This is a genomic window from Streptomyces sp. NPDC005805 (assembly GCF_040630445.1).
Classification (GTDB): domain Bacteria; phylum Actinomycetota; class Actinomycetes; order Streptomycetales; family Streptomycetaceae; genus Streptomyces.
Window position 1 is genome coordinate 187,110 of sequence record NZ_JBEXXN010000001.1, and the last position, 13,001, is coordinate 200,110.

The window sequence follows — 13,001 nt, forward strand, 5'->3', positions numbered from 1 at the left end:
GTGGCCGACCGTGCGGTGACCATCGTCGCGCACCAGAGTACCGGGTCGCCACCATGATCCCGCAAAAGCCCGGGGACTCCCCCTTGGGCCTCCCCGTGAGCGACCGCTCTCCGTAGGATGCACCACAGCTTCGCAGCAGCGAAGCCGCCAGGGGAAGCGATGGGGAGACGCTATGGACGCAGCACAGCAGGAGACGACCGCGAGAGCCAGAGAGCTCCAGCGGAGCTGGTACGGGGAGCCGTTGGGGGCGCTCTTCCGCCGGCTCATCGACGACCTCGGCCTCAACCAGGCCCGTCTCGCGGGTGTGCTCGGTCTCTCCGCCCCGATGCTCTCCCAGCTGATGAGCGGTCAGCGCGCCAAGATCGGCAACCCGGCGGTGGTCCAACGCGTCCAGGCACTGCAGGAGTTGGCCTCCCTGGTGGCGGACGGCAGTGTGAGCGCGGTCGAGGCGACGGCCCGCATGGAGGAGATCAAGAAGTCCCAGGGCGGCTCCGTCCTCACTGCCACGAGCCAGTCCACCGGCACCTCCGGCGCCCCGACCGTGCGCCGGGTGGTGCGGGAGATCCAGTCGCTGCTGCGGTCGGTCGCGGCGGCGGGCGACATCATCGACGCGGCGGACTCCCTCGCCCCCACCCACCCCGAGCTGGCAGAGTTCCTCCGGGTGTACGGCGCGGGCCGGACCGCCGACGCGGTCGCCCACTACGAGTCGCACCAGAGCTGAGCGAGGCGGCTGACGCCTCCACGAGGGAAGCAGGAGCTGGCGCACCACCATGGGTGAGGTCTTCGCTGGTCGGTACGAGCTGATCGACCCGATCGGGCGCGGCGGGGTCGGCGCCGTCTGGCGTGCCTGGGACCACCGGCGCCGCCGCTATGTGGCCGCCAAGGTCCTCCAGCAGAGCGATGCGCACACCCTGCTGCGCTTCGTCCGCGAGCAGGCCCTGCGCATCGACCACCCGCACGTCCTGGCCCCGGCGAGCTGGGCGGCGGACGACGACAAGGTCCTGTTCACCATGGACCTGGTCGCCGGCGGCTCGCTGGCGCACGTCATCGGCGACTACGGACCGCTCCCGCCCCGCTTCGTGTGCACCCTGCTCGACCAGCTCCTGTCGGGGCTCGCCGCCGTGCACGCGGAGGGCGTGGTGCACCGGGACATCAAGCCGGCCAACCTCCTCATGGAGGCCACCGGCACGGGCCGGCCGCATCTGCGGGTCTCGGACTTCGGCATCTCGATGCGCAAGGGCGAGCCGCGGCTGACGGAGACGGACTACGTCGTCGGCACCCCCGGCTACTTCGCGCCCGAGCAGATGATGGGCGCCGAACCGGACTTCCCCGCGGACCTGTTCGCGGTCGGGCTGGTCGGGCTCTATCTGCTGGAGGGCAGGAAGCCGGACTCCCAGGCGCTGATCGAGCACTTCGCGCGGCACGGCACCCCCGGCGCCCCGCAGGGTGTGCCGGAGCCGCTGTGGCAGGTCCTCGCCGGGCTGCTCCAGCCCGATCCCGGCGCCCGGTTCCGTACGGCGACGGGGGCGCGCAAGGCGCTCGGCGCGGCCGTGGAGCTGCTGGGCGAAGGGGGCCGGGACGAGGAACCGGTGGAGATCTTCGACCAACTCGGCCCGCTGCCGTCCGGGTTCGGGCCGTCCGGACCGGTGGCGGTCCCGGGCGCCGCCCGGGGTGACGCCTCGTCCGGTCCGGCCAAGGCGTCGGCCACCGACTCCACCGCCGCCACCGCCCCGGTGCCGTCCTCGTCCGAGACGGGCAGCTTCCACCTGGCCCCGCCGCCGTCGCCCGCGAACCGGCCGTACGCCGGCCCGCCGACCGTCACCGGCCCCAGCGGTCCGGTCGCGCCCGCGCCGGAGTCCGCTTCGCCGCCGCCCGTGGGGCATGCGCCCGGCCCGGCTCAGCCGTTCCCCGCACCGGCGGCGGCGCCGGGGTACGACCCCTCCGCCACCCGCCCGTACACCGCCGGCGGCCCGCGGCCGGTCGCGCCCGGGCCCGGTGCCGGGGCCGCGAAGCGGCCGGGACCGCCGCCGAAGGTCGCGGTCCCGGTGCTGGTCGTGGCGCTGCTCTGCCTCGCGGTGGGCGTCTGGGCCCTGACCCGGGTCTAGGGCCTGTCCACAGGACCTAAGGCCTGTCTGACAAATAGCGTCGTTCGCCCGGAGCCCAGACGGGATTTGTCAGACAGACCTTAGGACCCCGGCGGCCCGTACGCCCCCTGACCGTGGCCCGGACCGTAGCCCGGGCCGGGCCCCTGGCCCGGCTGGGGCGCGCCGCCCTGCGGCGGCGGGTAGCCGTAGCCGGACGCGGGCGCGCCGTACGCCGGGTACCCGTCCTGCCCCGGTCCCGCCGCCTGCGCGGGCAGGGGTGCGGCACCCGCGGGCCCGGCGGCCCGGCGGCGGGCGAGGAGGGTCCAGGTGCCCAGCCCGAGGAGGAGGACCGTGCCCGTGCCCAGGCCCGCGGCGGCGACCAGGGCCATGGTGTCCCCGCGTTCCTCGTCGGCCACCGTCCGGCCGGTGTCGGCGGCCTCCCGGTCGTCGCCGGTGACCTGGAAGGGGCCGGCGTCCCCCGCGTACGGGGGCCCGTCCTTCGCCTCGCCCTTCACGTTCACGCGCAGGGTGAGGGGCAGCGGGCCGTCGCCGAAGGAGTCGGCGATCTCCGGGCTGAGGGTGACCGAGAGGTAGTACCAGCCGGCGAACCGGACCGCGGCCTCCTTGCTGCTGGAGGCGTAGCGGTTCTCGTAGGCGACCGGCGGCAGCGGATCGAGGTCCAGGCCCTTCTGCTTGCCGTCGTAGTAGACGCTCGACTTCTCGTCCACCAGCCCGCGGGCCGGGTTGTGCAGGGCGACGGCCAGCGCGTTGCCGACGCTGCCGAGACCGTCGCCGGAGACCGTGCTGCTGCCGAGGTCGGCGCTGACGAAAAGCTGCTGCCCCCAGTCGACCGGTACCCGGTAGAAGAGCGTCCGGCCGGGGCGGATCTTGTCCTTCCACTCGCCCTGGGTCAGCCCCGTCGCGTCGTGGAAGCCGCTGCCGCCCGCCCGCTCGACCGCGGCGCCCGCCGGGGCGGCGGGCGAGGCGGACGGCCAGCCCTCGGGCGCCACGGCGGGGCCCTTGGTGGTCAGCTTCGGCTCGGTGAGGAAACGGATCTCCACGTCCCACGGGTCGGGTGAGGAGTCGCTCTCGCTGCTGCGCTCCAGCAGCACGTAGTAGGGGCCGGCCTCCTTGCAGCCGCTGCTGCCGCTCCGGTCGACGCGGCGGGAGGCGTAGTCCGCGATCGGGCGCGCGTACTCGGCGGAGCCGAACCGGGCCTCCCCGTCGCTGCACGAGGAGCCCGAGCGGTTCTCGATCGACACCTCCAGCTCGTCGCCGTAGGAGACCTTGGTGCCGGGCTTCGGGACGGCCACCGCGGAGACGTACGCGTTGGTCTCGGCGTCCAGGTCGACGCGGTAGTAGCGCTTCTCGCCCGGCTCGATGCCGTCCTTGTACGTCGAACCGGCGGCGAGGGAGGGCCCGTCGGTGTTCACGGGTGTGCCCGTGACGGGCTTCGCCCCGCTGTCGAAGGTGTACGGGCCCGGCTCGTCCGCCGCCCGGGCCGCTCCGGGCAGCGCCGCCACCGCGCACACCGCCGCGATCCCGGCGAGCGCCGCCCGGCCCGCCCTGCCGCGCTGCCTCTTCACGCGCTTCTCCTCGTGTCCGTCCAAGCCGTCATGCGCCGTCGCCGCGTGCGCGGTCGCGCGGCGTCCGCCGTCGCGGCGCCCACGGACCGCGGCGGCGTCCGCCGTCGCGGCGCCCACGGACCGCGCGAGGACGGCCCGGACGCCGGACCATCCTGCCCCGTGGCCGGGTGCGCTGTCTGCGCGCGGGGGTGAATCATCCGCTGTGCCCCGTTTCCCGGCCGTGCCGCCGGCCGGGCCCGAACGGCACGGAGCCCCGGCCGCGTTGACGCGGCCGGGGCTCCGGTTCCGGAATCTAGGTCTCACACACCCGAACCTGCGGGCACGGAGTCGGTCGCCTCCGTCCACAGATCCTGCTCGGCGCGATCCGCCTGGATCTGGCGGTACACGAGGAGCCCGCCGATGGCGGCCAGTGCGACCAGGAGGAGCTTCTTCACCGCGCGACCTCGTCTTTCCTTGACGTATGAGGACTTCTGGCGCCCGACTATACACACCGGCCGATACCGTTCGGTGACCTGCGTGGGCCCCCGCGGACCCCGCCCGGCACCCGCCCCCGGGCCGCCCGGCGCACGATCCCGGGTACGCCGAAGGCCCCCGACCGGATCCGGTCGGGGGCCTTCGAACTGGTGGGGCTAACAGGATTTGAACCTGTGGCCTCATCCTTATCAGGGATGCGCTCTAACCAACTGAGCTATAGCCCCGCCGCGCTGCGCGCTGACCTCTGAAGATTAGCGCACGCGGGGTGCAGCGCCAAAATCGGTTACCGGTGACCCGGTGGAAGCCGCTTCCGGCGCCGCCCCGGCCGCTACTCGTCCTCGGCGAGGGTGAGCTCCACACCGCCCACGAAGCCGGCGGAGAGGTTGTAGATGAAGGCGCCGAGGGTGGCCAGCGCGGTCGCCAGGACCACGTCGATCACCGCGATCACCGAGGTGAAGATGAGCACCCGCGGCAGCGACAGGAAGGACTGGAGGTCGAAGCCGTTGCTCTCGGTCGAGCCGGTCGCCTCGCTGATCGTGCCGCCGACGGTCGAGAAGACGCCCATGGCGTCCATGACCATCCACAGCACCGCGGCCGCCACCACGGTGCAGATGCCCAGGGCGATGGAGAGCAGGAAGCTGACCTTCATCACCGACCACGGGTCGGCCTTGGCCACCCGCAGCCGCGCCTTGCGGGTGCGCGGCGTGGTGCGGGCCCCGGTACGCGGCTTGCGCGTCGCGGCGCCGGGCCCGGCGGGACGGCCGGGCTGCTGCTGTCCGCCCTGCGTCCCGTCGGGGGACGGGTACGCCTGGGGCGGGTGGTACGGCTGGCGGGCGTTCTGCCCGCCGCCGTACGCGTCGTAGGAGGGCTGCTGCTGCCCTCTGGTGTCCGTCACTGTTGTGGCCCCCTGGGAGTCCGCGGCAGGGCCACGGGCACCGTTCGCTCCGGAAGCGGCCGCTCCGGCGCCCGTGGCTCCACTCACGTTCTACTCCTCGTGCTCCCCTGCCGAGGACGGGGTGCCCTCGGCTGCCGATACGTCCGCCTCGCCGTCGGCCGCTCCGGTCCCGTCGACCTCTTCGGCCTCGCGACCTGCCTCGGCGTTGCGGGCGATGCCGACGACGGCGTCCCGCTTGCCGAGATTGATCAGTTGGACGCCCATGGTGTCACGGCCCGTCTCCCTGACTTCATTGACTCGCGTGCGAATCACACCGCCGCCCAGGGTGATGGCGAGGATCTCGTCGGTCTCCTCGACCACCAGCGCGCCCACGAGCGAGCCGCGGTCCTCCACGATCTTGGCAGCCTTGATACCGAGGCCGCCACGCCCCTGGACGCGGTACTCGTCGACCGCGGTCCGCTTCGCGTACCCGCCGTCGGTTGCGGTGAAGACGAACGTACCGGGCCGGACGACATTCATCGAGAGCAGTTCGTCCCCCTCGCGGAAACTCATGCCCTTCACACCCGAGGTCGCGCGGCCCATCGGACGCAGCGCGTCGTCGGTCGCGGTGAACCGGATGGACTGCGCCTTCCTGCTGATGAGCAGCAGGTCGTCCTCGGCGGAGACCAGCTCGGCCCCGATCAGCTCGTCGTCCGCGCCGGACTCCGTCTCGCGGAGGTTGATGGCGATGACGCCGCCGGAGCGCGGGGAGTCGTAGTCCTTCAGCGCGGTCTTCTTCACCAGGCCGCCCTTGGTCGCGAGGACCAGGTAGGGCGCGGCCTCGTAGTCGCGGATCGCGAGGATCTGGGCGATCCGCTCGTCCGGCTGGAAGGCCAGCAGGTTGGCGACGTGCTGCCCGCGGGCGTCCCGGCCGGCGTCGGGGAGCTCGTACGCCTTGGCGCGGTAGACGCGGCCCTTGTTGGTGAAGAACAGCAGCCAGTGGTGCGTGGTGGAGACGAAGAAGTGGTCGACGATGTCGTCTTCCTTCAGCTTCGTGCCGCGCACGCCCTTGCCGCCGCGCTTCTGGGAGCGGTAGTCGTCCGTCTTGGTGCGCTTCACATAGCCGCCACGCGTGATGGTGACGACGATGTCCTCCTCGGCGATCAGGTCCTCGATGGACATGTCGCCGTCGAAGGGCACCAGCTTGGAGCGGCGGTCGTCGCCGAACTTCTCGACCAGCGCGGTCAGTTCCTCGCTGATGATGGCGCGCTGCTTCTCCGGGGAGGCGAGGATCGCGTTGTACTCGTTGATCTTCGCCTGGAGTTCGTCGTGCTCCTGGATGATCTTCTGGCGCTCCAGGGCGGCGAGCCGGCGGAGCTGCATCTCCAGGATCGCGTTGGCCTGGATCTCGTCGATCTCCAGCAGGTCCATCAGGCCCGCGCGGGCGACCTCGACCGTGTCGCTGCGCCGGATCAGGGCGATGACCTCGTCGATCGCGTCCAGGGCCTTGAGCAGGCCGCGCAGGATGTGCGCCCGCTCCTCGGCCTTGCGCAGCCGGAAGCGGGTGCGGCGGACGATGACCTCGACCTGGTGGGTGACCCAGTTCCGGATGAACGCGTCCAGCGAGAGGGTGCGCGGCACTCCGTCGACCAGGGCGAGCATATTGGCGCCGAAGTTGGTCTGCAGATCGGTGTGCTTGTAGAGGTTGTTCAGCACGACCTTGGCGACCGCGTCGCGCTTGAGCACGATCACCAGGCGCTGGCCGGTCCGGGAGGAGGTCTCGTCGCGGACGTCGGCGATGCCGCCGATCTTGCCGTCCTTCACCAGGTCGGCGATCTTCTGCGCGAGGTTGTCCGGGTTGACCTGGTAGGGCAGCTCGGTGACCACCAGGCACTGGCGGTTCTGGATCTCCTCGACCTCGACGACCGCGCGCATCGTGATGGAGCCGCGGCCGGTGCGGTACGCCTCCTCGATGCCCTTGCGGCCCACGACCAGCGCGCCGGTCGGGAAGTCCGGCCCCTTGATGCGCTCGATCAGGGCGTCGAGCAGCTCCTCGTGCGTCGCCTCCGGGTGCTCCAGCGCCCACTGGGCGCCGGCCGCGACCTCGCGGAGGTTGTGCGGCGGGATGTTGGTGGCCATACCGACGGCGATACCGGCGGAGCCGTTGACCAGCAGGTTCGGGAAGCGCGCCGGCAGGACCGTCGGCTCCTGGTTCCGGCCGTCGTAGTTGTCCTGGAAGTCGACGGTCTCCTCGTCGATGTCCCGGAGCATCTCCATGGACAGCGGCGCCATCTTGCACTCGGTGTAGCGCATGGCGGCGGCCGGGTCGTTGCCCGGGGAGCCGAAGTTGCCGTTGGAGTCCACCAGCGGCATCCGCATCGACCACGGCTGGGCGAGGCGCACCAGGGCGTCGTAGATCGAGGAGTCGCCGTGCGGGTGGTAGGTGCCCATGACGTCGCCGACGACGCGGGCGCACTTGTAGAAGCCCTTCTCGGGGCGGTACCCGCCGTCGTACATCGCGTAGAGCACGCGGCGGTGGACGGGCTTGAGGCCGTCCCGGACGTCCGGCAGCGCTCGCGACACGATGACGGACATCGCGTAGTCGAGGTAGGAGCGCTGCATCTCGGTCTCGAGACCCACCGGTTCGATCCGCAGCTGCGGGCCCTCGTCCTCGGTGGTGGTCACGGGGGTGTTGTCGTCGGCCATCGCTGGTCTTCAGTCCTTTCGCGCGGTCAGCAGAGACCGACTCAGATGTCGAGGAAGCGGACGTCCTTGGCGTTCCGCTGGATGAACGAGCGACGTGCCTCGACGTCCTCGCCCATCAGCACGGAGAACAGGTCGTCGGCCTGCGCGGCGTCGTCCAGGGTGACCTGGCCGAGCACCCGGTGCTCCTGGTCCATGGTGGTGACGCGCAGCTCCTCGGCGTTCATCTCGCCGAGACCCTTGAAGCGCTGGATCGAGTCCTCCCTGATCCGCTTGCCGGCCTGCTTGCCCAGCTCGACCAGGGCGTCGCGCTCGCGGTCCGAGTAGGCGTACTCGAAGTCGTCGCGGCCCCACTTGATCTTGTAGAGCGGCGGGCGGGACAGGAAGACATGGCCGGCCTCGACCAGCGGCCGCATGAAGCGGAAGAGGAAGGTCAGCAGCAGGGTGTTGATGTGCTGGCCGTCGACGTCGGCGTCCGCCATCAGGATGATCTTGTGATAGCGCAGCTTCTCGATGTCGAAGTCCTCGTGGACACCGGTGCCGAAGGCGGAGATCAGCGCCTGGACCTCGGTGTTCTGGAGGATCTTGTCGATCCGGGCCTTCTCGACGTTCAGGATCTTGCCGCGGATGGGCAGGATGGCCTGGTACATCGGGTTCCGGCCGGACTTGGCGGAGCCGCCGGCGGAGTCACCCTCGACGATGAAGATCTCGCACTTGGTGGGGTCGTTCGACTGGCAGTCGCTCAGCTTGCCCGGCAGGGAGGCCGACTCCAGCAGCCCCTTGCGGCGGGTCAGGTCCCGGGCCTTGCGGGCGGCGACCCGGGCGGTGGCCGCCTGGATGCCCTTGCGGATGATGTCCGCGGCCTCGTTCGGGTTCCGGTCGAACCAGTCGGTCAGGTGCTCGTGGACGACCTTCTGGACGAAGGTCTTCGCCTCGGTGTTGCCCAGCTTGGTCTTGGTCTGGCCCTCGAACTGCGGCTCGCCCAGCTTGACCGAGATGATCGCGGTCAGACCCTCGCGGATGTCCTCACCGGTGAGGTTGTCGTCCTTCTCGCGGAGCAGCTTCTTGTCCCGGGCGTAGCGGTTGACCAGGCCGGTGAGCGCCGCGCGGAAGCCCTCCTCGTGGGTGCCGCCCTCGTGCGTGTGGATCGTGTTGGCGAAGGAGTACACGCCCTCGCTGTACTGCGAGTTCCACTGCATCGCGATCTCGACCGAGATCATGCGCTCCTTGTCCTCGGCCTCCACGTCGATCACGGTCGGGTGGATCAGCTCTCCCTTGCGGGAGTTGAGGTACTTCACGAAGTCGACGATGCCGCCCTCGTAGTGGTACGTGACCGTGCGCGCCGGCTGCTCCTCGGCCGTCTCGGCGGCGTCGGGGTCGTCGGCGTTCATCGTCGCCTTGGCCGACTCGCGCTCGTCGGTGAGGGTCAGGGTGAGGCCCTTGTTGAGGAAGGCCATCTCCTGGAAGCGGCGGGCGAGCGTCTCGAAGGAGTACTCGGTGGTCTCGAAGACGTCCGGGTCGGCCCAGAACGTGACCGTGGTGCCGGAGTCCTCGACCCGCTCGTGCTGGGCGAGCGGGGCGGTCGGCACACCGAGCTTGTAGTCCTGGGTCCAGCGGTAGCCGTCCCGCTTGACCTCGACCGACACCTTGCTCGACAGGGCGTTCACGACGGACACACCCACACCGTGCAGACCGCCGGAGACGGCGTAGCCGCCGCCGCCGAACTTGCCGCCCGCGTGCAGCACGGTCAGCACGACCTCGACCGCGGGCTTCTTCTCCACGGGGTGCATGTCCACCGGGATGCCGCGGCCGTTGTCGACGACGCGCACGCCGCCGTCGGCCAGGATCGTGACGTCGATCGTGTCCGCATGGCCGGCGAGCGCCTCGTCGACGGAGTTGTCGACGACCTCTTGCACCAGGTGGTGGAGTCCGCGCTCACCGGTCGAGCCGATGTACATGCCGGGGCGCTTGCGGACCGCGTCCAGACCCTCGAGGACGGTGATCGCGCTGGCGTCGTACGAGGCGGGTGCCTCGCCGATCCCCTCGGCGGCGGCGGACGGGGTGTTCTCGTTGGGGTTGCCGGAATCGGCCACGAAGCGCCCTTTCTGGCACAGCACAGGCCGTTCTCCGGGCTAGCGGGACCGGCTGCGTCGTTCGGCATCTAATCGACGAATCCCGCGAGCGAGCGGGATTCGCTCTCAGTCTACCGGTACCGCTGACACGAATGGGGGTTTGCCGGTGGCTGAGTCCGCATGTGCCGCCCTGAACCTCCTCCGTCCGACTCCCCATATCCGGGCAGGGGGCCCAAGAGGCTCACACGGGCTTTGAGCGCTTCGGGCTGTCAACCCCCCGCTACCGAGAGGGACGCCTCATGCGCACCGGGCGTTCCCGGGCACCCCGGCAGGGATCCACAGGGGGCTACTCGGCGGTACGCGGTTGGGTGGGAGACGGGCCCGCACGGGGTGGACGGGGCGCGCCCGCATACGCCGGGGCACCGGTGGCGGGCGGTCCGCGCCGGGCGCGAGCGGGCCGGGCCGGCGTCACCCGTACGTGTCACCGGGGCCGGTGCTGCCCGGAGCCCGCAACGGGCCGAACCGGCGCTGCGGGCCGCCCGGGCCCAGGACCTTGATCGCGCGGACGGTCCCGTGCCCCAGGTCCTCGTTGAGGCGGGCGACCAGCCGCGGCGCCAGCAGCCGGAGCTGGGTCGCCCAGGCCGTGGAGTCGCACTGCACGGTGAGCAGGCGCTCCTCGGGTGACTCGTCGTAGCGCAGGGGCACGCAGTGCTTGGCCAGGTCCTCGCCGACGATCTGCGGCCAGCGGCCCATGACGCCGCCGACCGCGGCCGGGGTCTCCCAGCCGCGCTCGGTGATCAGCCGGTTGATCGCCGAGCCCAGCGGGAGCGGGTCTCGCCCGTCGGCCCGGGCCCCGGAGCGGAGTCCGCCGCCGCGCCGAGCCTGCTTCTTCTGCCGGGCCGCCTCACCGCGGGCCCTGGCCTGCTCCTTGGCGGCGCGCAGGGCGACCCGGGCGAGGTCCACGCCGGAGGGCTCGGGGGCGGTGCCGGCCTGCGGGCGCTCGTCCCCGGACAGGGGCGCGGCGCCGGGCAGCGGGGGGCCGCCGAGGGGGGCTCGGTTCGGCGGGCCGTCGGGCAGGGGTGCGGCGCCGCCGAAGGGGCCGCGGTCAGGGGGAGCGTCGTTCATGCGCGGGCCACCTCCCCGTCCGCCACGGTGTACCGGGTGCCCGCGAGAACGCCGGGGACGTCGTCGTCGACCGCCGCCGTCACCAGCACCTGCTCGCCCGGCGCGACCAGCTCCGCGAGGCGCTCGCGGCGGCGCGCGTCCAGCTCGGCGAAGACGTCGTCCAGGACGAGCACCGGCTCGTTCCCCTCGGAGCGCAGCAGGTCGTACGAGGCGAGGCGGAGCGCCAGCGCGTAGGACCAGGACTCACCGTGGCTCGCGTAGCCCTTGGCGGGGAGTCGGCCCAGCTTCAGCAGGAGGTCGTCGCGGTGCGGGCCGACCAGGGTCACGCCCCGTTCGATCTCCTGCTTGCGGACGGCGGCGAGCGCGCCGACGATCTGCTCGTAGTACTCGTCCCTGCTCTGCGCCGGACCGGGCTCGGCCGTCTCCCCGGCCTCCCCGGCGGAGGAACGGTACTCCAACGCGACCGGGCCGCCCCCCGGCGCCAGCGCCTCGTACGCCTTGTCCGCGAGCGGCTGGAGCGCGGCGATCAGTTCGGTGCGGCGGGCGAGCACCTCGGCGCCGGCCCGGGCCAGGTGCTGGTCCCAGACGTCGAGTGTGGACATGTCCATGGAGCGCCCGCCGTGCCGGCGGGCCATGGCGGCGGACTTGAGCAGGGTGTTGCGCTGCTTGAGCACCCGCTCGTAGTCGGAGCGGACCCCGGCCATCCGCGGGGAGCGTGCGGTGACCAGCTCGTCGAGGAAGCGGCGGCGCTCCCCGGGATCCCCCTTGACCAGCGCCAGGTCCTCCGGGGCGAACAGCACCGTGCGCACGATCCCCAGCACATCACGCGGCCTGACCTGCGAGGACCGGTTGATCCGGGCGCGGTTGGCCCGCCCCGGGTTGAGCTCCAGCTCGACCAGCTGGGACCGCTCCCCCTGGGTGACGGCGGCCCGGATCACGGCCCGGTCCGCGCCCATGCGCACCAGCGGCGCGTCCGAGGACACCCGGTGGCTGGCGAGGGTCGCGAGATAGCCGACGGCCTCGACCAGGTTGGTCTTGCCCTGCCCGTTCGCCCCCACGAAAGCGGTGACGCCCGGGTCGAGCGGGACCTCGACCCGGGCGTAGGAGCGGAAGTCGGCCAGCGACAGGTGCGTGACGTGCATGGTGTGGCGCCGACCTTCCCCCGGCGGGCTGTGCACCGGGGTGCACAGCCTGTGGACTACTTCTTGCTCTCCACCGCGTGGCCGCCGAACTGGTTGCGCAGCGCGGCGATCATCTTCATCTGCGGGGAGTCGTCCTGGCGGGACGCGAACCGCGCGAACAGCGAGGCGGTGATCGCGGGCAGCGGGACCGCGTTGTCGATGGCGGCCTCGACCGTCCACCGGCCCTCGCCGGAGTCCTGGGCGTAGCCGCGCAGCTGGTCGAGGTGCTCGTCCTCGTCCAGGGCGTTGACGGCCAGGTCCAGCAGCCAGGAGCGGATGACCGTGCCCTGCTGCCAGGAGCGGAAGACCTCGCGCACATCGGTGACGGAGTCGACCTTCTCCAGCAGCTCCCAGCCCTCGGCGTACGCCTGCATCATCGCGTACTCGATGCCGTTGTGGACCATCTTGGCGAAGTGGCCGGCGCCGACCTTGCCGGCGTGCACCGAGCCGAACTCGCCCTCGGGCTTGAGGGCGTCGAAGACCGGCTGGACCTTCGCGACGTTGGCCTCGTCGCCGCCGTACATCAGGGCGTAGCCGTTCTCCAGGCCCCAGACGCCGCCGGAGACACCGCAGTCGACGAAGCCGATGCCCTTGATGCCCAGTTCGACGGCGTGCTTCTCGTCGTCCGTCCAGCGGGAGTTGCCGCCGTCGACGACCACGTCACCGGGGGAGAGGAGCTCGGCGAGCTCGTCGATCGTGGACTGGGTCGCGGCGCCGGCCGGGACCATGACCCAGATGACACGCGGGCCCTTGAGCTTGCCCACAAGCTCTTCCAGGCTGTGGACGTCCGCGAGGTCCGGGTTGCGGTCGTAGCCGATGACGGTGTGACCTGCGCGGCGAATGCGCTCGCGCATGTTGCCGCCCATCTTGCCGAGGCCGACGAGACCGAGCTCCATCTGATG

The 13,001-nt window shown here is 71.7% G+C and carries 10 protein-coding genes and 1 tRNA gene; 2 read left to right on the forward strand and 9 right to left on the reverse strand.

Features of this window, described 5'->3' with window-relative positions; all coding sequences use genetic code 11:
- Positions 1-172 precede the first annotated feature (172 nt).
- On the forward strand, positions 173-721 hold the full coding sequence (locus ABZ457_RS00890; protein WP_026277334.1) for a DNA-binding protein: 549 nt from the start codon (positions 173-175) through the stop codon (positions 719-721).
- 49 nt (positions 722-770) lie between these two features.
- A complete protein-coding gene (locus ABZ457_RS00895) occupies positions 771-2,105 on the forward strand; it encodes a protein kinase (protein ID WP_359152414.1) in 1,335 nt (444 codons plus the stop codon).
- Between the two features lie 80 nt (positions 2,106-2,185).
- Here ABZ457_RS00895 and ABZ457_RS00900 read toward each other — a convergent pair whose 3' ends face one another.
- From ABZ457_RS00900 to gnd, 9 genes are all read right to left on the reverse strand, one after another.
- Positions 2,186-3,670, reverse strand: coding sequence for a hypothetical protein (locus tag ABZ457_RS00900; protein ID WP_359152416.1), 1,485 nt, complete (start codon positions 3,668-3,670; stop codon positions 2,186-2,188).
- A 299-nt stretch (positions 3,671-3,969) separates the two neighbouring features.
- A complete protein-coding gene (locus ABZ457_RS00905; RefSeq protein WP_003958712.1) occupies positions 3,970-4,104 on the reverse strand; it encodes a DLW-39 family protein in 135 nt (44 codons plus the stop codon).
- 187 nt (positions 4,105-4,291) lie between these two features.
- Positions 4,292-4,368, reverse strand: a tRNA-Ile gene (locus tag ABZ457_RS00910).
- Positions 4,369-4,472: 104 nt separating this feature from the next.
- Complete coding sequence (locus tag ABZ457_RS00915; protein ID WP_359152418.1) at positions 4,473-5,039, reverse strand: DUF3566 domain-containing protein; 567 nt, start codon at positions 5,037-5,039, stop codon at positions 4,473-4,475.
- A gap of 90 nt (positions 5,040-5,129) precedes the next feature.
- On the reverse strand, positions 5,130-7,724 hold the full coding sequence (gene gyrA, locus ABZ457_RS00920; RefSeq protein ID WP_359152420.1) for a DNA gyrase subunit A: 2,595 nt from the start codon (positions 7,722-7,724) through the stop codon (positions 5,130-5,132).
- 41 nt (positions 7,725-7,765) lie between these two features.
- Entirely contained in the window at positions 7,766-9,838 is a 2,073-nt protein-coding gene (gene gyrB / locus ABZ457_RS00925) for a DNA topoisomerase (ATP-hydrolyzing) subunit B (RefSeq protein WP_359152422.1), read from the reverse strand.
- Between the two features lie 423 nt (positions 9,839-10,261).
- Positions 10,262-10,918 (reverse strand): DciA family protein, encoded by a 657-nt coding sequence (locus ABZ457_RS00930; protein WP_359152424.1) that lies wholly within the window; start codon positions 10,916-10,918, stop codon positions 10,262-10,264.
- Positions 10,915-12,060 carry a DNA replication/repair protein RecF gene (gene recF, locus ABZ457_RS00935; protein WP_359152426.1) on the reverse strand — a complete coding sequence of 382 codons (1,146 nt, stop codon included), beginning with the start codon at positions 12,058-12,060 and terminating at the stop codon, positions 10,915-10,917. Before recF ends, ABZ457_RS00930 begins: the two co-directional genes overlap by 4 nt.
- 56 nt (positions 12,061-12,116) lie before the next feature.
- Positions 12,117-12,995: a phosphogluconate dehydrogenase (NAD(+)-dependent, decarboxylating) gene (gene gnd, locus ABZ457_RS00940; RefSeq protein WP_359152428.1), complete on the reverse strand. Its 879-nt coding sequence runs from the start codon at positions 12,993-12,995 to the stop codon at positions 12,117-12,119.
- Positions 12,996-13,001 lie beyond the last annotated feature (6 nt).